The organism is Xanthobacter sp. NM-25 (assembly GCF_022138605.1).
Taxonomy (GTDB): domain Bacteria; phylum Pseudomonadota; class Alphaproteobacteria; order Rhizobiales; family Xanthobacteraceae; genus Xanthobacter.
In genome coordinates, this window is sequence record NZ_JACBFS010000001.1 from 620,635 (window position 1) to 640,125 (window position 19,491).

Genomic DNA, 19,491 nt, shown 5'->3' on the forward strand with positions numbered 1-19,491 from the left:
ACGAAAAAGCCCGCCCCGGCGCACCGGGGCGGGCTTTCAGGTGGCACTCCGGCCGAGACGACGCGCCGCCTCAGCCCGCCTTCTTGGTCCCGTAGTATTTCACGATGGCGATGATCTCACCGACGATGCCGCGGCGGAACAGGGACACGGCGGCGACGAAGATGACGCCCTGGATCACCAGCACCCACTCGCCGAGCCCGGCGAGATAGTTCTGCATGGTGACGATGACCGCCGCACCCACCACCGGGCCGAGGATGGTGCCCATGCCGCCCACCAGCGTCATCAGCACCACCTCGCCGGACATCTGCCAGGCGACGTCGGTGAGTGAAGCGAGCTGGAACACCATCACCTTGGTGGAGCCGGCAAGGCCCGCCAGCGCCGCCGAAAGCACGAAGGCCAGCAGCTTGTACTGGTTGGCCCGATAGCCCAGCGAGATGGCGCGCGGCTCATTCTCGCGGATCGCCTTCAGCACCTGGCCGAACGGCGAATGGATGGTGCGGTAGATGACCAGGAAGCCGAACAGGAAGATGGCCAGCACCATGTAGTAGAGGTGGATGTCCTGGCTGATGTCGATGAAGCCGAACAGCGGCCGGCGCGGCACCGATTGCAGGCCGTCCTCGCCGCCGGTGAAGGGCGCCTGGAGGCAGAAGAAGAAGAACATCTGCGCCAGCGCCAGGGTCACCATGGCGAAATAGATGCCCTGGCGGCGGATCGCCAGCAGCCCGGTGACGAAACCCAGCACCGCGGCGAACAGCACCCCGGAGAGGATGCCGAGCTCGGGGGTGAAGCCCAGCACCTTCACGGTGTGGGCGCAGATATAGGCCGAGCCGCCGAAGAACATGGCATGCCCGAACGACAGCAGCCCGGTGTAGCCCAGCATCAGGTTGAACGCGCACGCGAACAGCGCGAAGCACATCACCTTCATAAGGAACACAGGATAGACGCCGAACGGCGCCACCAGCAGCACGGCGACGGCCAGAATGCCGAGCACCGTCATCACCGAGGAGGACGCGGGCGCGGCGGCGGCCGGCAGGGTGGAGGAGGAAGAAGAGCTCATGGATGCCGCCTCACTTCGCGGTGCCGAACAGGCCGGCGGGCTTCACCATGAGCACGATGGCCATGATGACGAAGATCACCGTGGAGGAGGCCTCCGGGTAGAACACCTTGGTCAGGCCCTCCACCACACCGAGGCCGAAGCCGGTGACGATGGCGCCCATGATGGAGCCCATGCCGCCGATGACCACCACAGCGAACACCACGATGATGAGGTTGGAGCCCATGGTCGGGCTCACCTGGTAGGCGGGCGCGGCCAGCACACCGGCGAGCGCCGCAAGGCCGACACCGAAGCCGTAGGTGAGCGTGATCATGCGCGGCACGTCGATGCCGAAGGCCTGCACCAGGTCCGGCCGCTCGGTGGCGGCGCGCAGATAGGAGCCGAGCTTGGTGCGCTCGATCACGAACCAGGTGACAAGGCAGACCACCAGCGAGGCCACCACCACGAAGGCGCGGTAGTTGGGCAGGAACATGAAGCCGAGGTTGGTGCCGCCGGGCAGCGGATTGTTGTAGGGCAGGCCCGACGAGCCGTACTGCCGGCGGAACAGCCCCTCGATGATGAGGGCGAGGCCGAAGGTGAGCAAGAGGCCGTACAAGTGATCGAGACTGTACAATCGTCGCAACAGCACGCGCTCGATCACCATGCCGATGATGGCGACGATGATGGGCGAGAGCACCAATGCGCCCCAGAACGGAATGCCGAGATAGTTCAGCAGCATCCACGCCCCGAAGGCGCCCATCATGTACTGGGCGCCATGGGCGAAGTTGATGACGTTCAAAAGGCCGAAGATCACCGCGAGCCCGAGGCTCAGCATGGCGTAGAAGGCGCCGTTGATCAGCCCGAGCAGCAATTGCCCGAACAGCGCTTGGGGGGGAATGCCGAGGAGCTCGAACATTTGGGATCCGTCTCAATCAGGAGAGGCGGACCGATCCTGCCGCGCGGGCGGGATCGGTCCGTTTCGGGAGTGGGTCAGCCCTTCTTGACCAGCGGGCAGTCGCTCTCGCTCAGGGGCCGGAAGGCCTCGTTGGCGGGAATGGTGGCCTTGAGGGTGTAGTAATCCCACGGGCCCTTGGATTCGGACGGCTTCTTCACCTCATAAAGGAACATGGGGTGAATGTGCCGGCCGTCGATGCGCACCTCGCCCTTGCCGAACAGCGGGTCGTCGGTGGGCAGCTTCTTCATCTCCGCCACCACCGCGGCGCCGTCCTTGGCACTCTTGAGGGCCTCGACGGCCTTCAGATAGTGCAGCACGCCGGAATAGACGCCGGCCTGCACCATGGTGGGCCGCTTGCCGCCATTGGCCTTGGCGAACTCATCGGCGAACTTGCGGTTGGCGTCGGTCTGGTCCCAGTACCAGGCGCCGGTGAGGTTCAGCCCCTGCGCCGTCTTCAGGCCCAGGGAATGCACGTCGGTGAGGAAGATGAGCAGGCCAGCAAGCTTCTGGCCGCCATCGACGATGCCGTATTCCGACGCCTGCTTGATGGAGTTGATGGTGTCGCCGCCGGCATTGGCGAGGCCGACGATCTTGGCCTTGGAGCTCTGCGCCTGCAGCAGGAAGGAGGAGAAGTCCGCATTGTTGAGCGGCACCTTCACCGAGCCCACCACCTTGCCGCCGTTCTCCGTCACCACCTTGGAGGTGTCGCGCTCCAGCGCGTGGCCGAAGGCATAGTCGGCGGTGAGGAAGAACCAGGTGTCGCCCCCGTTCTTCACGATCGCCTTGCCGGTGCCGTTGGCGAGCGCCCAGGTGTCGTAGGTCCAGTGCACGGTGTTGGGCGTGCAGGCCTTGCCGGTGAGGTCCGAGGTGGCCGCGCCGGAATTGATGAAGACCTTGTTCTTTTCCTTGGTGACGCCGGACACCGCCAAGGCCACGCCGGAATTGGGCGTGTCGACGATCATGTCCACGCCATCGATGTCATACCACTGACGGGCGATGGAGGTGCCGACATCGGCCTTATTCTGGTGGTCGGCGAAGATGACATCCACCTTCAGGCCCTTGGCGGCGGCGCCGAAATCCTCGACCGCCTTCTTGGCGGCCCAGACCGAGCCCTGGCCACCCAGGTCGGCATAGAGGCCGGACTGGTCGTTGAGCACGCCGATCTTGACCGGAACCGGGTCGGCAGCCTGGGCCGCGCCGATACCGACGAGGCTCGAGGCCGCCAGAAAAATAGCAGCAAGACGCATGATGTTTCCTCCCGGCCGGACGTTGCCGGCCTTTTCTCTGTCAGGAACCGAAGTCTTCAGACGCCGAGAAGGGCTTCGAGACGCGCCGCGTTTTCTGCGATCTTGTCGTTTTCCACCATGTCCACCACACGGCCGTGCTCCACAACATAGTGGCGGTCCGCGACGGTGGAGGCGAAATGGAAGTTCTGTTCCACCAGAAGCACCGTGAACCCCTTCTTCTTGAGGTCGCGGATGATCTGGCCGATATGCTGCACGATCACCGGTGCAAGGCCTTCGGAAGGCTCGTCCAGGAGCAGGAGCTTGGCCCCCGTGCGCAGGATGCGGGCGATGGCCAGCATCTGCTGCTCGCCGCCCGAGAGCTTCGTGCCCTGGCTGTTGCGCCGCTCCTCCAGGCGCGGGAACAGCTCGTGGATCTCGTCCACGGAAAGGCCGCCCGGCAGCACCACCGGCGGCAGCAGCAGGTTTTCCCGCACCGAGAGCGAGGAGAAGATGCCGCGTTCTTCGGGACAGATGGCGATGCCGAGGCGGGCGATCTTGTTGGGCGCGAGGCCCACCGTCTCGGTGCCTTCATAGCGGATCGAGCCGGCGCGCTTGCGCAGAAGGCCCATGATCGCCCGCATGGTGGTGGTCTTGCCGGCGCCGTTACGGCCGAGAAGGGTCACCACCTCTCCGGGGCGGACATCGAAGGTCATGCCGTGCAGCACATGGCTTTCGCCATAATGGCCGTGCAGGTCCTTGACGCTGAGCAGGGGCGCCTTGGGGGGAACGTCGAGGGAAGCCTGGGTCTCAGCCATCTCAATGCGCTCCATGTCCGGTGCCCATATAGGCTTCGACCACCTGCGGATTCTTGGAGACTTCCGCATAGGGCCCTTCGGTGAGGATCTCACCGCGGGCCAGCACGGTGATCATGTCGGACAGGTCCGCCACCACCGAAAGATTGTGCTCCACCATCAGGATGGTGCGCTTGGCCGACACCCTTTTGATGAGCTCCGCCGTGCGGGCGATGTCCTCACGCCCCATGCCGGAGGTCGGCTCGTCGAGCAGCAACATTTCCGGATCGAGCGCCAGGGTGGTGGCGATCTCCAGCGCCCGCTTGCGGCCGTAGGGCAATTCCACCGCCAGATGCTGGGCATAGGAGGTGAGATCCACATCCTCCAGCAGCGCCATGGCGCGATCGTTCAGCGCGTTCAGCGAGGCCTCGGACTGCCAGAAGCGGAACGAGTTGCCGAGCGGACGCTGCAACGCAATGCGCACATTCTCCAGCACCGACAGGTGCGGGAAGGTGGCCGAGATCTGGAACGAGCGGACCATGCCCATCCGCGCCACATCCGCCGGCGGCGTGCGCGTGATGTCGCGCCCGTTCAGGCGGATGGTCCCCCGGGTGGGGTCCAGAAATTTCGTGATCAGATTGAAGCAGGTGGTCTTGCCGGCACCATTCGGCCCGATGAGGGCATGAATCGTGTGACGACGGATCTTGAGATTCACGTTCTTGACGGCCGCGAACCCCTTGAACTCCTTGGTAAGACCTGATGCTTCAACGATGTAGGGCACGTCTGAGACAGTGTCCATGACCGATGGGCGCCCTCATTGTCTGGGCCTTGGGGGCGCATGGCGCTCACCCGCGGCGATTTCCTCCGGATCGGCACTTTTGCAGTGCACTTGATCTTGCGACGCACCCTAACCACGGGGCGAGAGGCGCGTCAATCAGACCAGAAGTTGCGACGAGCTCAACCTCTAGCGCATACCTCATAGCACAAAAAGGAATAGAACGAGCGTACGCTCGGAAGATTTTTTCCACCCCGCGCCAGAACCCATCGGCGCGGGGTGGAACGGCCTTACGGGTGCCTCGCCTGGCTGTGATACGCGAGATTGGGGCGCATGTCCGTCGCCGCAGCGATCCTATTGGACATATTGAAGAATCCGGTGACTGCACCAATGTCCCAGATGTCGCGCTCGGAGAAGCCCGCGGCACGCAGGACGGCGCGGTCCGCCTCCTCGATCTCATGCGGACGTTCGGTGAGCTTCACGGCGAAATCCAGCATGGCTCGCTGGCGGGGCTCGAGCCGGGCGGCGCGATAATTCATCACCATCTGCTCGCCGAGAACCGGATCGCCGGACAGCTGCCGCACGGCCGCGCCATGGGCGGTGAGACAGTAATAGCAGCGGTTCACGCTCGACACCGCCACCGCGATCATCTCCCGCTCCAGCTTCGACAGGCCGGAGGGGGCCAGCATCAGATCGTTATACATGGCGGAGAACGCGCCGAGCTTCGCCATGTCGAATGCATAGGCCTGCAGCACGTTGGGAACGAAGCCGAGCTTCTCCTGGCATTTGTTGAAATAGGCCTCGGTCGCCGCGTCGAAGGGCGCCGGCGGAAGGGGCAGCGCGATGGCCGGCTGATCATCGGCCAGATGCGCCGCAGCGGCGGGAGACGCCGCCCGTTTCGCGGGCGTGCTGGTTTTTTCAGCGGTTGCGCTTTTGGACTTCCCGGCGCGGGAAGACGACTTCACTTTGAGCACCATGAGCGTTGCCTCGTCATCGTTGCGTCGTGGCCTTGTCCCCGAATGCCCGGGCAGTGGCGCACCGCACACACGGCACGGATGACAGCGAGCGGGGGCGTCCATTCGGGGAGTAGCCATGACCATTCAAGGCCTTCAAGCTGCCGAAACGCCGAGCGACCTGCAAGCGCGCATCGGCGCCATCGCCGCCCTGGTGGACGAGACGGCGCCGCAGGTGCCCCCCGCCTTCACCCACACCTTCCTGGACGCCCTCGCCCCCGAAGATCTCGCCCCCGGCGACCGGCCGCCGCTCGACCCGGCCTTCGTGGCCGAACGGATCGCGCAGGCCTGGACCCATCTGGCCCGCCGGCCGCGCGGCGTGAGCGACCTCACCTTGACGCCTGCCCAAGCCGGGGACCGCGCCCTCACAGTGATCGAGGCGGTGAACGATGACATGTCGTTCCTGTTCGATTCCCTGGCGAGCGAGCTGGCGGAGCGGCAGATCGAGGTGCAGCTCGCCGCCCACCCCATCTTTCACGTCATCCGCGATGCCGCCGGGCAGGTCACCGGCGTTGCGGCACCCCACGCCCGCGAAGACCGCGAGAGCCTCATCCACCTGGAAGTCCCGGCCCTCAACCCGGCAACCGCGGCGGACGTGACCGCGAGCCTCGCCGCGACCCTCGCCGATGTGCAGCGCGTCAATGCCGACTTTCATGCCATGCGCGATCGGGTGAGCGCCCTCGCCACCCAGCTCCAGGCGTCGCTGCCCGACATCGACCCGCGGCGCAGTGCCGAGGCGTCCGACCTGCTGACCTGGCTGACCGCCAACAATTTCATTTTCCTCGGCCTCATTCACGCGCAGGTGACCCCGGACGGCGGCCTGGCCACGGAGCCGGAGAGCGGCCTTGGGCTGCTGCGCGATGCTGCGGTCCGCGCTGAGGTCGCGGACACGGTGAGCCCGGCCGACGCCCACGCCTTCCTGGGCAGCCCCCAGCTCGTCACCTTCACCAAATCCACCCTGCGCGCCCGGGTGCATCGCCGCAGCGCCATGGACGACATCGCCATCAAGACCATCGGGCCCGATGGCGCGGTCACCGGCGTGCTGCGCATTCTCGGGCTGCTCGCCTCCACCGCCTATGTCCATTCGGTGCAGGATATTCCCGAGCTGCGCCGCAAGGCGGAAATGGTGATCAGCGGCGCCGGCCTGGAGCCGGACAGCCATTCCGCCCGCGCCCTGGAGATGGTGCTGGAGACCTATCCGCGCGACGATTTCTTCCAGCTCGACAGCGCCACCCTGGCCCGCCACGCACGGGCCATTCTCACCCTCTACGATCGCCCGCGGGTGCGGGTCCTGCCGGCCCTGGACCGCTTCGACCGGTTCGCCTCCATTCTCGTCTATGTGCCCAAGGAGCGCTTCGACAGCGCCGTGCGCGATCGCATTGCCGCGCTGCTGGTGGAGGCTTTTGACGGCACCACGGCGGCGCTCACCGAGACGTTTCTCACCGGAACCCCGCTGACGCGCATGCATGTCACCATCGCGCGCCGCCCCGGGCCCACGCCGCAGGTGGACATTGCGGATCTGGAGCGGCGGATCATCGAGGCCACCCAATCCTGGAGCGAGCGGCTGGCCGCCGCCCTGCCTGGCGCCGTCGCCACCCGCCCGGGCCTGGCGGGCGAAGACCCGCAAGCCCTCGCCTGGCGCTATGGCCGCGCCTTCGGCGTGGGCTACATGGATGCGTTCGATGTGACGACCGCGGTGGCGGACATCGAGCGGCTGGAGCGCCTTTCCCCCGAGCGGCCCATCGCCATCGATTTCTATCGCCGGGCCGGCGACAGCCCGGCCCGCATCGGTCTGCGTCTGTTGTCCTATGGCGCGCCGCTGGCGCTCTCCATCCGCGTGCCCATGCTGCAGAACATGGGCCTCAAGGCCATCAACGAGCGCACCTACCGCATCCAGCCCCGGGCCGACGATGGCGCCTTCTCCAGCGATGCCGACACCGGCGACATGGCGCGGAGCTGGCTGCACGACATGACGCTGGAGCGTGCCGACGGCGGCACCATCGCCATGGCCGGCTCGGAGGAACGCCTGGAGGATGGCCTCAACGCGGTGCTGCGCGGCGCCGCCGACAATGACGGCTTCAACGCCTTGGTGCTGGACGCCGGCCTGTCGTGGCGCGAGGCGGTGCTGGTGCGGACCCTGGCGCGCTATCTGCGCCAGGCGGGCCTGCCCTTCAGTCTCGACTACATGTGGCGCACCCTGGCTCGCCACGAGACCATCGCCCGCGATATCGTCGCGCTGTTCCACGCCCGCTTCGATCCCATGCTGGAGCCGGCGGCGGCGGCGCGCGAGGCCCGTGAGGCGCCCCCGCGCGAGCGGCTCGCCAGCGCACTCGCCGCCGTCTCCAGCCTCGATGAGGATCGGATCCTACGGCGCCTGGTCAATCTGGTCGATGCCGCCGTGCGCACCACCTTCTACCAGCGCGACGCCGAGGAGCGCCCGCGCGAGGCGGTGGCGCTGAAGTTCGAGAGCGCGCGCGTGGAGGGGCTACCCCTGCCCCGGCCGCTTTATGAGGTGTTCGTCCACGCGCCACGCATCGAAGGTGTGCACCTGCGCTTCGGCAAGGTGGCGCGCGGTGGCCTGCGATGGTCCGATCGCCCGCAGGATTTCCGCACCGAGATCCTGGGCCTCGTGAAAGCGCAGCAGGTCAAGAACGCGGTCATCGTGCCGGTGGGCGCCAAGGGCGGCTTCGTGCCCCGGCAACTGCCCGCCGACGGCAGCCGCGAGGCGACGCTGGCGGCCGGAACCGCCGCCTATGAGGTCTTCGTTTCCGCGCTGCTCGATCTCACCGACAATCTGAAGGCCGGCGCCGTGGTGCCACCCGCCGACACGGTCCGCCTGGATGGCGACGACCCCTATCTGGTGGTCGCCGCCGACAAGGGCACCGCCACCTTCTCCGACACCGCCAACGCCATTTCCGCCCGGCACGGCTTCTGGCTGGGCGATGCCTTCGCCTCCGGCGGCTCGGTGGGGTACGACCACAAGGCCATGGGCATCACCGCTCGCGGCGCCTGGGAGGCGGTGAAGCGCCATTTTCGGGAAATGGACATCGACATTCAGACCACGCCGGTGACGGTGATCGGCGTGGGCGACATGTCCGGCGACGTGTTCGGCAACGGCATGCTGCTGTCGTCCGCCATCAAACTCGTCGCCGCGTTCGATCACCGCCACATCTTCCTCGACCCCGATCCCGACCCGGTCCGCGCCCATGGGGAGCGGCAGCGGCTGTTCAACCTGCCCCGCTCCTCCTGGGCAGATTATGATCCTGCCCTCATCTCGCCCGGTGGCGGGGTATTCGCGCGCACGGCCAAGAGCATTCCGGTGTCGGGCGAGGTGCAGGCCCTGCTCCGCTTCCCCAAGCCCCACGCTACGCCGCCGGAGCTCATCAACGCCATCCTCAAGGCGTCGGCCGATCTCCTGTTCTTCGGCGGCATCGGCACCTATGTGCGTGCGTCCGGCGAGAGCGACGCGGCGGCGGGCGACCGCGCCAACGACGCGGTGCGCGTCAGCGCCGATGAGTTGAACGTGAAGGTGATCGGCGAAGGCGCCAACCTGGGCATGACCCAGCGCAGCCGCATCGAGGCGGCCCGCCGCGGCATCCGCCTCAACACCGATGCCATCGACAATTCGGCCGGCGTCAACACGTCCGACGTGGAGGTGAACATCAAGATCGCCCTCGCCCATCCCCTGGAGAGCGGCGCCCTCACGGCGCCGGCGCGGGCGGCGCTGCTGAAGGAGATGACCGACGACGTGGCGCAGCTGGTGCTGCGCAACAACTATGAGCAGACCCTCGCCCTCTCCCTCGCCCAGCGCGCCGGCGCGGCGGACCTGCCATTCCAGCAGCGGCTCATGCAGATGCTGGAAGCCCGTGGCGCCCTCGACCGCGCGGTGGAGGCGCTGCCCTCCGACAGCGAGATCGCCGACCGCCACTCGCGCGGTGAATTCCTCAGCCGGCCGGAACTCGCGGTGCTGCTGGCCTATGCGAAGCTGACCCTCGACGCCGACTTGACCGGCTCAAGCGTACCGGATGATCCCTATCTGGCGCGCGAGCTGATCACCTATTTCCCGCCGCAGATCGAAGCGCGCTTCCCCGCGGCCATCACCCACCACCGGCTGCGGCGCGAGATCATCGCCACGGCCCTTTCCAACGCCATCGTCAACCTGTGCGGTCCCTCGGCGCTTGCCCGCATCACCGACCAGACCGGAGCGGACGCGGCGGCCATCGCCCGCGCCTTCGCGGCAGTGCGCGACAGCTACCAGGTGCCGGCGCTGCTCGCCGCCATCGACGCGCTCGACAACAAGGTGTCCGGCGCGGCCCAGCTCGCCCTCTATGCGGGCGTCCAGGACCTGGTGCTCGGCCGCATCATTTGGTTCCTCGGCAATGTCTCGTTCGCCGATGGCATCGCCGCCGTGGTGGAGCGCTATCGCGCCGGCATCCAGGCGGTGGCGACGGCGCTGGACGAGAGCCTGCCCGAGGCCTGGCGCCTGCTGCGGCAGACCCGCATCACCGAGCTCACCACCCAGAATGTGCCGGAGGACCTCGCCCGGCGCATCGCCTCCAGCCAGGCGCTGGCGGCGGCGGCCGACATCGCCCTGCTGGCGCACACCAGCGGACGGCCGATTCCCGACGTGGCGAGCACCTTCTTCGCCGCAGGCCGCTATTTCGACGTCGACGACCTGGTGATGCAGGCCCGCAGCATCGTCGCTCCGGACTATTACGACCGCCTCGCCCTCGACCGCGCACTGGCGCAGCTCGAGAGCTTCCTGCGGCGCATCTGCGGCGAGATCCTCGCCTCCGGCGGGTCCGGCGAGGCGGCGCTCGAAGCCTATGTGAGCCGCCACCGGGACGCGGTGGAACGCATGCGCGCCACGGTGAAGGACATCGCCGCCTCGGGCCTCAGCCTGTCGAAGCTGACCCTGGCGGCGAGCCTGTTGGGAGACCTGATCCGAACCTGAAGCGGATCAGTAGCCGACGGTGAAACGGCGGCGGACGTGGGCCGGGGTCTCGATCTCGTCCAGCATCGCCACCGCGAAGTCTTCACCGGAAATGGCGCTGCGGCCGTCGGCCGCCACCAGCAACTGGTCGGTGCCCAGCCGGAAGGTGCCGGTGCGGGTGCCGGGCTCAAAGAAGAACGAGGGCGAGATGAAGGTCCATTCCAACTCGCTCTCGCCCTTCAACGCCGCCAGGAAGTCGAGACCTGGCCGGGCGTAGGGGCGCCACGCCTCCAGAAAGTCCGGCGTGTCGATCACCAGCACCCCCGGGGCGGCTTCCAGGCTGCCGGCACCGCCGACCACCAGCAGCCGCTTGATGCCGGCGGCCTTCACCGCCCCCACCAGTTGCGGTTCCGACAGGGTCTGGAAGTGCAGCGCGCTCACCACAACGTCATGGCCGCGCAGCCGATCCGCGAGGCGCCCCGCCTCCGCCTCTGCCGCCACGTCGGCGGCCACCTTCGTCAGCGCCGGATGATCGGCCAGGCCCTCGGGCTTGCGCGCGATGCCGGTGACCTGATGGCCCCGGGCCAGAGCCTCGGCGACGATGCGCGATCCAGCCATGCCGGTGGCGCCGAGAACGACGATCTTCATGCGATACTCCCGTTGGAGCGCGGCCGGCTGGCACGCGCAGATAAGCCCGGTGCGCGTGACACGCCCGCGCGCTTGGCGGTTCCTTTCCGGAACCATATGCTCAAAACGAACCTGGTTTGAAGAAGGCATCTTCCCCGCACCAGGGCACATGGGAGGAACCGATGACCGCGCCCTCGCGCCGCGCACCCGCAGGCCGCGCCCCGAAAGCCCCGGCGCCGGAGATTCCATCGCCGCAGGTGCTGACGCCACAGGTGCTGACGCCACAGGTGCTGGCGAGCGCGGTGCCCTGCCCCACCCGTCATGTGCTGGACCGCATCGGCGATGCCTGGAGCGTGCTGGTGGTGCTGAATCTCACCGCCGGCCCGTGTCGTTTCAACGCCCTGCGCCGGCAGATCGGGCCCATCTCGCAGCGCATGCTCACCGTCACCCTGCGCCATCTGGAGCGCGACGGCCTGGTGGCGCGCACGGTCTTTCCGACCACGCCGCCCCAGGTTCAATATGCGCTGACGCCCCTTGGCCGCTCACTGGCGGACGTGGTGGAGGTGCTGAACCGCTGGGCGTTCGACAATGCGCAGGCCATCACCGCGGCCCGCGCCCGCTTCGATGGCGAACCGGAGGCCACAGGGCCCCGGTGAGCCGCCGGCCCCTCACACCGGCGCCTCGGCCTCGACCTGCCATCCGGCGACCGTGGCGAGCTCCTCATCCAGGCGGTCCACCTCCACGCTGCCGCGACCGGTGAAGACCCGCCCGGCGCCGCCGTCCACCGAGAGCCAATCGCCCTCCCGCAGCACCGTCTCACCCACGAGGGCACAGCCGCGATCCACGTCCACCACGAGGTCGCGGCAGCCGGCCACGCAGGGCTTGCCCATCTGCCGCGCCACCAACGCCGCATGGGCGGTGCGGCCCCCCACGGCGGTGACGATGCCGGCGGAGACCGAGAAGCCCGCCACATCGGAGGTGGAGGTGTCCGGGCGCACCAGGATCACCGGCTCATGCCCGTCGGCATAGCGCTGGGCGCTCTGCGAGGAGAAGGCCACGCGCCCCACCGCCACCCCGGCCGACGCGCCGGTGCCCGTGGTCAGTGGGGTGCCGACACCGGTCAGGCGGCGTTCCACCAGGCTCGCCGGATCAAGGCCCGCGAGGCGCGCCACACCTTCCGCCGGCGCGATGAGGCCGCCGCGCACCAGGTCGATGGCGATCCGCAGGGCTGCCCGGGGGGTGCGCTTGGCAGAACGGGTCTGCAGCATCCACAGCCGGCCATCTTCAATGGTGAATTCCACGTCCTGCACATCGCGGAAGGCCCGTTCCAGGGTGACCAGGACATCACGCAGCTGGCGACCCGCCTCGGGCACGACGCGCATCAAAGCGTCTTCGGTCTGCGGCGAGCGGCTGCCGGAAACCACGTCTTCCCCCTGCGCCTCGAACAGCACATCGATCACCGGTACCGCGGCCCCCGTGGAGGGATCGCGCGAGAAGGCGACCCCCGAGCCGGAGGTGAGCCCCCGGTTGCCGAACACCATGGCCTGCACGGTTACCGCCGTGCCCTGCAGATGCTCCAGGTGTTCCAACTGGCGATAGGTCCGCGCCCGCTCGCCCATCCAGGAGCCATAGACGGCCTGCGCCGCGGCCTCCAGCTGGGCCACCGGCTCGGCGGGAATGGGATTGCCGTCGTCGTCGAGCGCCTCCACATAGGCCCGGGCGAGCCGCTCCAGGGCCTCTCCGTCCAGCTCCTCCACGCACCGCGCGCCCTCGCCCGCCAGCACCGATGCCCGCGGCGCATCCAGCACCCCCGGCGGCACCCCCAGCACCACGGTGCAGAAGCTCTCGAGGAAGCGGCGCCGACAGTCCCAGGCGAAGCGGGGATTGCCGGTGCTGCGGATCAATCCACGCACGGCGCTGGCGGTGCAGCCCACATCCAGCACCGTATCCAGCATGCCGGGCATGGAGCGGGCGGCGCCCGAGCGCACCGAGACCAATAGCGGCCGCCGCCGGTCCCCCAGGGTGCGGCCGGTGGCCTGCTCAAGGAAAGCAATGCCTTCCGCCAGCCCGGCCCGCAGCTTCTGCCGCGCATCCGCGTCGCCACGCACAATGGCCGCGCACAGGCTGACCGGCAGCACGAAAGCCGACGGCACCGGCAGGCCGAGGGCCGCCATCTGCGCCAGATTGGCCGCCTTCGCCCCCACCACATCCGCCGAGGGCAGCGGGCCGGCCGCGCCGGCGCCAATTCGCACGATCTTCATGGCAAGGCGTCCTATTTGGTGAGGTCGGCGAGAACCTGGGCATGCAGCAGGTGCCCGAAACCGGCCAGCTGATCGGTGCTGCGCTCCAGGGCGCGGGCGAGCTCCAGGGCGGCCAGGGCCGCCCGGAGATCGAAATCGCCGCGCAGCACCTGCGTGGTCACCGCGCGCTCGGCCACGTCGCCCTCATGCTCGATCTCGATCAGCCGGCCGAACGCCGCCAGCGCCGCCTCGCTGTCGATGCGGCTGCCCTCGGGAATTTCGGCGGTGGCGGCAACGCCCATGGCCGCCGCCTCGGTGCCCGCCACCGCAAGCCGGGCGAGGTGCCCGAGCGCCGCCAGCAACGCCCCGTCGAGCCCCTGCGGCGCCAGGGAAGCGATGAAGGCGGCCTGCTCCAGATCGTCGATCGCTTCCTCAATGCGGTTGACCAGTTGCGCCACCGCCGGATCCGCATCAAGCCGGGCGATCTCCCCGCGGGCTTCCAGGGCGATGCGATCCGCCTTCTGCTCAATGGCCCGGGCGCGGCGCGCCAGCTCGTCCGCATCACTGCCACGGCCGGCGGCCAGATCGTCCACGTGCTGGGCAATGGCCACGGCTACCTCGCGGGCGAGGCCGGCCTGGCGGATCACCACATCCAGCAGGGCCGTATCCACGCGCTCCAGCCGGCCGACCAGCTCAGCTTCGATGCGGTCACGCGCCAGCCGCAGTGCGCTGCCGTCCAACAGAGCCTCGGCGGAGATGCGCAGCACCGCTTCCAGGAACGAGACCGCGGCCTCGCGCCCCAGCACCCCGTCGAGCCGCTCGCCGAAGCCGATACGGGTGGGTGCGGCATGGTGCACGGCGGCCGCCACCAACTCGCTGCCGCCCATTTCAAGAAAGCCGCGATGACCGATGCGGTTGCGCGCCGCCCATTGCAGAATGCGCACCGCATCCGCCTTCGGCACCCAGGACCTCAGGGTCTTGCGCGCCTTGTTCCAATCAATGAGGAACACCAGCGCGGCGCCGAGCGCTTCAAGAAATGCTTCGCGCGCCACCCGGTCCGTATCGGTCAGCCGCCCGGTCACCAGGAAGAACACGCCGCCCTCGGCGAGCCCCTCCACGCTCTTGGTGCCGAGACCGCTCCACTGGGCGGGAAAATCATCGAAACACGCCACGAAGAACTTGGCTCGCGCACGATGAACATCCGAATAGGTGACGGTGATGGTGTCCGCCTCTTGCGTGATCACCACCACATGGGCATCGGTTTCGCCGATATCGTTCTGAATGGTGAGGCGATCGCCCGCGCGGGTGGCTACCGTGGCGAGGCCCGGGTGATCGAACTTGAGCCGCCGCGTGGCTTCCACCCCCCGCATGAAGGCTTCCACCGCCGGCCGGTCTTCGGCCTTGAGGCCATAGACATGCGCCCCCGCCAGGACCTCCTCGGCATGGCTGGCCGCCAGCCGGTTCAGATCCTTGTGCAGGTCCATGATCAGGCGGTGCAGGCTGTCGCGCCCCTCCGCAGAAAGGCTGGTGAGGGCCAGGATGTCCGCCGGCGCAAGGGCATCGCCGGAGCCGAGCGCGGTGCCCGCGCGCAAGGCTTCGAGCCGCCGGGCGGCCGTCGCGCCCGCATCTCCTGCCCCCGCATCTCCTGCCCCCGCATCGCCTGCCCCCGCATCGCCTGCGCCCGCATCGCCTGCACCGACCGCGTGGATCATGGCTTCGACATCCGCCCAGATCCCGGCACCAAGCGCCCCGAGACCCGGCGCGGTGACCTTGCCGGCAACCAACGTTGCATGGCCCGCCAGGGCCTCCATCGCCGCCACGTCCAGCCCCACCGCCCGGCATTCCTCGCCCAGGTCGAACGGCGCCACGCCCGATCCGTGCCCCCCGGTGGCCGAGGCCGCCCGCCGTCCGACCTCCTGCAGCATGCTGAGACGCGCCTTGACGCGATCGTTCGCCCGCAACCCGTCCGCGATGAGCGAAGGCAGCAGAACCTCCGCATTGCCAAGCTCTTCAACGATCTGAGACTTCATGGAACCCTCCCGACCGCGAATTTCACTAGCACGGCAAGAGAGTTATTTGTCTATAAATTTTAAGTACACGCCACACGACATGTCATAAAAGCGTCATATGCTACAGTTTAATGAATTTTATTATTTTATAGAAATAAAAGACATCCGCCACAGGAGCGGCAACAGCAAGCACATGCCGCCGCCCGGTCACCGCGGACCTCCACGCGCACCGTCACACCAGCGCCCGAAGGCCACGGACGACGGCCTGGTGCGGGAAAGCAACGGGAATCAAGGAGGATCGAGGCGGATCCGCATGGAGGCTAGGAGACGCGACGCGCGCCTTCCGGCTGATCGGAGTGGATCCGCACGCAATTGCGACCACTGTTCTTCGCCGCGTACATGGCCTGATCGGCGCGGGCGAACACCTGCTGTGGCGCGAGCGCTTCCAGCGCCCGGGCAACACCGATGGAGGCCCCAACCGCGAAGACCTGGCCGCCGTGCCGCATTGGGGCGGTGAGCGCCGCCAGGGCCGAGCGGACGCGGCTTTCCAAGGCACTCTCCAGCTGCGGCACCTCCATGAGCACCGCGAATTCGTCGCCGCCGATGCGGGCGATCAGCTCCGCCCCGGCGAGCTCCCGTTGCAGGCGGCGCGCCACTTCCACCAGGCAGGCATCGCCGGCCGAATGGCCATAGGTATCATTAACCGCCTTGAAGCCATCGAGATCGATCAACACCAGCGCCCTCTGCCGCGCACCAGCCAGACCGGGACGCCCGAGGCTGCGCTCGAACATGGCCCGGTTGGCAAGACCCGTGAGCGCGTCCCGCTCGGCGGTTACGCGCAGCTGCTCCAGCAGAATATGCTCCTGGGTAATGTCCTGCTTGAGGCCGAAAATCCGCACCGGCGCACCGTCTTCGACCTCAACCTCAGCGGTGAGGCGAATCCATTTCGGCGTCCCACCGGCAGCCCGCACACGCACCTCCAGGCTGAAGCCGCTGCAACGGTCGATGGCCTGCTGCCGCAGCTCCTCCATCTCCCGCCGCGAAGCGGGGTCGTAAAGGGCAAGAATCAGCTCCCGGGTCACCAGGCTGCCACGCGGCAGTTCGAACATGTCATAGACGCCATCGGTCCAGGTGAGACGCGAGGTGGCGAGATCACATTCCCACACGCCGATCTGCGCCTGCGCGGACGCGCGCTCATACATCTTCTTGTAGCGCAGCTCCGATGCCGCCCGTGCCCGCGCCTCGGCGGTGGCGCGCACCAGATCGGCTCCCAGACGGGCCACCGCATCCTCGCCCCGCTGGTAGCCGATCAGCGCCGCGAGCACCCGGCCGGCATCCTCCAGCCGCGCCAGATCCTCGCGCCCGAGCTGGCGCGGCACCGTATCGACAATGCACAGTGCACCAAGGGCGGTTCCGGACGCCGCGATCAACGGCACGCTGGCAAAAAAACGGAGCGAGGCGGGAGCCAATCCCCGCAACCCCTCACTGAACTTTCCGCTGGTCGCGAGATCGGCGATCGTCAGCCGCTGGCGCACCGCCGCGGCCATGCGCAGCAGCTCCGGCACCACAGACACGCGGCGACAAACGGGAGGAACACCTGGCTCCACACACAACAACGGCTGCCCGGGGCGGGCCAGCAGCACCTGGGGCACCTGCATCATGTGGGCGATGAGCGCCAGCTGGAGCTCGACCTCGCACCCGGAAACGGCCAGCGTCCGCGGGGGAACAAACGGCTGCATCAACGGCAGACCTCACGCATGATCAAAAGGCCCCGGCTCTTCGCTGGGAACCAACCGACCGCCGCCACGCCCCTGACACGCGCTCAGGCCATGAAACATTTTCATCCGCCCCCGATTAACATAGTGTCAAACAAGCATTCATTCAAGAAGAGAGCAAAAAGAGTGACGACACACGAGCAACAGCCTCAGGATGTGAAAACAATTGTGATAGGACCAAAAAAAGACACTTGCCCCGACCGCCACCGCTGCTGTCAGAATGGCTATAGAGATGCGTATGCCGATGCCGTCTGAGGCGTCAGACCGCGCCAGCCGGCGCGCCATCTTCGCCTGGATCCTGTTCGATCCGGCATGCCAGCCCTATTTCACCCTCATCACCACGTTCGTCTTCGCGCCGTATTTCGCCACGGCGGTAGCGGCGACACCGGCCGAAGGGCAGGCGCTCTGGGGCTTCGCCACCGGCGCCGCAGGCCTCGTGATCGCCCTGTGCTCGCCAGTGCTCGGCGCCATCGCCGACGCCTCTGGTCGCCGCAAGCCCTGGATCGTGCTGTTCGGCGCCATGCTCATGGGGGGTGCATCGCTGCTGTGGTTCGCCACGCCGGGGGACGCAAGCCGCATCCCCCTGATCCTGGCCGCGTTCGCCATCGGCACCATCGGCGTCGAGTTCGCCACCGTCTTCAATAACGCCATGATGCCGTCCCTGGTGCCGGCGGAGAAGCTCGGGCGCCTGTCCGGCACGGGCTGGGCCATGGGCTATCTCGGCGGCCTCGTCTCGCTGGCGATCATGCTCGGCTTCTTCGCCACCCAGCCGGACAGCGGCCTCACCCTCCTCGGCACGCCACCCGCCTTCGGCCTTGATGCGGCGAGCCGTGAAGGCGATCGCCTGTCCGGCCCCTTCACCGCCTTGTGGTTCGCCCTGCTCGTCTGGCCGCTGCTGCTCCTGGTACCGGATCCGCCCGCGGGGCTCCCACCGGGCGCCGCGATCAAGGTGGGCCTCGGCAATATCCGGGCGCTGCTGCCCCGCCTGCGGGCCCGCCCCACCCTCGCCCGCTTCCTCATCGCCAACATGCTTTACGCGGATGGTCTGGTGGCGCTGTTCGCCTTCGGGGGCATCTACGCCGCCGGCGTGTTCGGCTGGGGCGCCACCCAGATCGGCCTTTTTGGCATCGCCCTCACCATCACCGGCACCATCGGCGCGCTGGCGGGCGGGAGGCTGGACGACCGCCTGGGGGCCCGCACGGTCATCCGCGGCGCCCTGGCCTGCCTGATCCTCTCCTGTGTCGGCCTGTTGTCCCTGTCGCGGGACGCGCTGCTGTTCGGGCTGGTGCCCACAGCGCCGGCGCATGGGCTGTTCGCCACGCTGCCGGAGCGGTTCTATCTCGGCCTCGGCCTCCTCATCGGCCTGGTGGCCGGCCCGCTCCAGGCGGCCTCGCGCACCCTGCTGGTGCGGCTCGCGCCCGAGGCCCATCTCGCCGAGTGCTTCGGGCTGTTCGCCCTGTCCGGCAAGATTACCTCATTCGCCGCCCCCACCAGCGTCGCCATCGTCACCGCGGCAACCGGCAGCCAGAGGGCCGGCGTGGCGGTGCTGCTGGCCTTCTTCAGCGCCGGCGCACTCCTGATGCGACGCCAGGAGCCTCAGCGAGAAGGGGGTGGTGATTGACGGCCGCCGACTCGGCGGCATCGACCGCCTGCTTGCACCGGCCCGGATCCTCAGCCAAGGATGTCCAGTCTTTGCATCAGCCACTTGAGCCTGTCATGACGCTGCGCCCCATCCGATTTGATCCCAAGCCGCCGGTGGACCCCACGTCGGCGACGACCGTTCATGAGTGGTATCAGGATCGAACCGGCGCCTTCTCGGCGGGATTCTGGGCGTCGCAGGCCTCGACCCTGGCGGTGAAGTATGACGAGGATGAATTCTGCATGCTGCTGGAGGGCACGGTGGAGCTGACCGATGCCTCGGGGCACACGGAGACCTTCACCGCCGGCGACGCTTTCGTCATCCCCTCCGGCTTCACCGGCACCTGGAAAAGTGTCACCGCCGTGCGTAAGTTCTACGTGGTGCACTTGCCGAAGCCGACCGCCGACTGAACCGCCCCGCCCTGTCAGCGCAACCCCGGTCCGCGCACGAGGCCCTCGCCTTTGGCCGGGGCTGG

Annotated in this window: 14 protein-coding genes; 4 read left to right on the forward strand and 10 right to left on the reverse strand. The window is 67.9% G+C overall.

Translation table 11 applies throughout. The features are described 5' to 3' along the window. Positions 1–70: 70 nt before the first annotated feature. The 6 genes from MEU52_RS02815 to MEU52_RS02840 all read right to left on the reverse strand — a co-directional run bounded on the left by MEU52_RS02815 (position 71) and on the right by MEU52_RS02840 (position 5,646). Positions 71–1,057 carry a branched-chain amino acid ABC transporter permease gene (locus tag MEU52_RS02815; protein ID WP_443265861.1) on the reverse strand — a complete coding sequence of 329 codons (987 nt, stop codon included), beginning with the start codon at positions 1,055–1,057 and terminating at the stop codon, positions 71–73. Between the two features lie 10 nt (positions 1,058–1,067). After that, positions 1,068–1,949, reverse strand: a complete 882-nt coding sequence (locus MEU52_RS02820; RefSeq protein WP_238120264.1) for a branched-chain amino acid ABC transporter permease — start codon at positions 1,947–1,949, stop codon at positions 1,068–1,070. Between the two features lie 74 nt (positions 1,950–2,023). Further along, positions 2,024–3,235, reverse strand: a complete 1,212-nt coding sequence (locus MEU52_RS02825; RefSeq protein ID WP_238120263.1) for an ABC transporter substrate-binding protein — start codon at positions 3,233–3,235, stop codon at positions 2,024–2,026. Between the two features lie 56 nt (positions 3,236–3,291). Next, on the reverse strand, positions 3,292–4,029 hold the full coding sequence (locus tag MEU52_RS02830; protein WP_238120262.1) for an ABC transporter ATP-binding protein: 738 nt from the start codon (positions 4,027–4,029) through the stop codon (positions 3,292–3,294). Position 4,030: 1 nt separating this feature from the next. Beyond that, complete coding sequence (locus MEU52_RS02835) at positions 4,031–4,804, reverse strand: ABC transporter ATP-binding protein (RefSeq protein WP_238120261.1); 774 nt, start codon at positions 4,802–4,804, stop codon at positions 4,031–4,033. A 266-nt stretch (positions 4,805–5,070) separates the two neighbouring features. Continuing rightward, positions 5,071–5,646 (reverse strand): peroxidase-related enzyme, encoded by a 576-nt coding sequence (locus MEU52_RS02840; RefSeq protein ID WP_443266051.1) that lies wholly within the window; start codon positions 5,644–5,646, stop codon positions 5,071–5,073. Positions 5,647–5,872: 226 nt separating this feature from the next. On the opposite strand from MEU52_RS02840, the gene MEU52_RS02845 reads away from it, so the two are divergent. Next, positions 5,873–10,747 (forward strand): NAD-glutamate dehydrogenase, encoded by a 4,875-nt coding sequence (locus MEU52_RS02845; RefSeq protein ID WP_238120260.1) that lies wholly within the window; start codon positions 5,873–5,875, stop codon positions 10,745–10,747. Between the two features lie 6 nt (positions 10,748–10,753). Here the strand turns inward: MEU52_RS02845 and MEU52_RS02850 are convergent, their stop codons facing one another. Beyond that, positions 10,754–11,374, reverse strand: coding sequence for an NAD(P)-dependent oxidoreductase (locus MEU52_RS02850; RefSeq protein ID WP_238120259.1), 621 nt, complete (start codon positions 11,372–11,374; stop codon positions 10,754–10,756). 161 nt (positions 11,375–11,535) lie between these two features. Here MEU52_RS02850 and MEU52_RS02855 point away from each other — a divergent pair, with 161 nt between their 5' ends. Further along, entirely contained in the window at positions 11,536–12,009 is a 474-nt protein-coding gene (locus tag MEU52_RS02855) for a winged helix-turn-helix transcriptional regulator (RefSeq protein ID WP_238120258.1), read from the forward strand. A gap of 12 nt (positions 12,010–12,021) precedes the next feature. On the opposite strand, the gene MEU52_RS02860 is transcribed toward MEU52_RS02855, so the two are convergent. The 3 genes from MEU52_RS02860 to MEU52_RS02870 form a co-directional block, all read right to left on the reverse strand. Further along, the gene (locus MEU52_RS02860) at positions 12,022–13,614 is read right to left on the reverse strand and encodes a PEP/pyruvate-binding domain-containing protein (RefSeq protein ID WP_238120257.1); all 1,593 of its coding nucleotides are present in this window, start codon (positions 13,612–13,614) and stop codon (positions 12,022–12,024) included. Positions 13,615–13,625: 11 nt separating this feature from the next. Next, positions 13,626–15,623 carry a hypothetical protein gene (locus tag MEU52_RS02865; protein WP_238120256.1) on the reverse strand — a complete coding sequence of 666 codons (1,998 nt, stop codon included), beginning with the start codon at positions 15,621–15,623 and terminating at the stop codon, positions 13,626–13,628. Positions 15,624–15,922: 299 nt separating this feature from the next. Next, complete coding sequence (locus MEU52_RS02870; protein WP_238120255.1) at positions 15,923–17,341, reverse strand: diguanylate cyclase domain-containing protein; 1,419 nt, start codon at positions 17,339–17,341, stop codon at positions 15,923–15,925. A gap of 268 nt (positions 17,342–17,609) precedes the next feature. On the opposite strand from MEU52_RS02870, the gene MEU52_RS02875 reads away from it, so the two are divergent. Together MEU52_RS02875 and MEU52_RS02880 are read left to right on the forward strand one after the other, a co-directional pair. After that, complete coding sequence (locus MEU52_RS02875) at positions 17,610–18,998, forward strand: MFS transporter (protein ID WP_443265867.1); 1,389 nt, start codon at positions 17,610–17,612, stop codon at positions 18,996–18,998. A gap of 95 nt (positions 18,999–19,093) precedes the next feature. Continuing rightward, on the forward strand, positions 19,094–19,426 hold the full coding sequence (locus MEU52_RS02880; protein ID WP_238120253.1) for a cupin domain-containing protein: 333 nt from the start codon (positions 19,094–19,096) through the stop codon (positions 19,424–19,426). Positions 19,427–19,491: the final 65 nt, after the last annotated feature.

Coding starts and splice junctions, on each gene's coding strand:
- MEU52_RS02815 (WP_443265861.1), bottom strand. CDS start 1,057: ATGAGCTCTTCTTCCTCCTCCACCCTGCCGGCCGCCGCCGCGCCCGCG.
- MEU52_RS02820 (WP_238120264.1), bottom strand. CDS start 1,949: ATGTTCGAGCTCCTCGGCATTCCCCCCCAAGCGCTGTTCGGGCAATTG.
- MEU52_RS02825 (WP_238120263.1), bottom strand. CDS start 3,235: ATGCGTCTTGCTGCTATTTTTCTGGCGGCCTCGAGCCTCGTCGGTATC.
- MEU52_RS02830 (WP_238120262.1), bottom strand. CDS start 4,029: ATGGCTGAGACCCAGGCTTCCCTCGACGTTCCCCCCAAGGCGCCCCTG.
- MEU52_RS02835 (WP_238120261.1), bottom strand. CDS start 4,804: ATGGACACTGTCTCAGACGTGCCCTACATCGTTGAAGCATCAGGTCTT.
- MEU52_RS02845 (WP_238120260.1), top strand. CDS start 5,873: ATGACCATTCAAGGCCTTCAAGCTGCCGAAACGCCGAGCGACCTGCAA.
- MEU52_RS02850 (WP_238120259.1), bottom strand. CDS start 11,374: ATGAAGATCGTCGTTCTCGGCGCCACCGGCATGGCTGGATCGCGCATC.
- MEU52_RS02855 (WP_238120258.1), top strand. CDS start 11,536: ATGACCGCGCCCTCGCGCCGCGCACCCGCAGGCCGCGCCCCGAAAGCC.
- MEU52_RS02860 (WP_238120257.1), bottom strand. CDS start 13,614: ATGAAGATCGTGCGAATTGGCGCCGGCGCGGCCGGCCCGCTGCCCTCG.
- MEU52_RS02865 (WP_238120256.1), bottom strand. CDS start 15,623: ATGAAGTCTCAGATCGTTGAAGAGCTTGGCAATGCGGAGGTTCTGCTG.
- MEU52_RS02870 (WP_238120255.1), bottom strand. CDS start 17,341: ATGCAGCCGTTTGTTCCCCCGCGGACGCTGGCCGTTTCCGGGTGCGAG.
- MEU52_RS02875 (WP_443265867.1), top strand. CDS start 17,610: ATGCGTATGCCGATGCCGTCTGAGGCGTCAGACCGCGCCAGCCGGCGC.
- MEU52_RS02880 (WP_238120253.1), top strand. CDS start 19,094: ATGACGCTGCGCCCCATCCGATTTGATCCCAAGCCGCCGGTGGACCCC.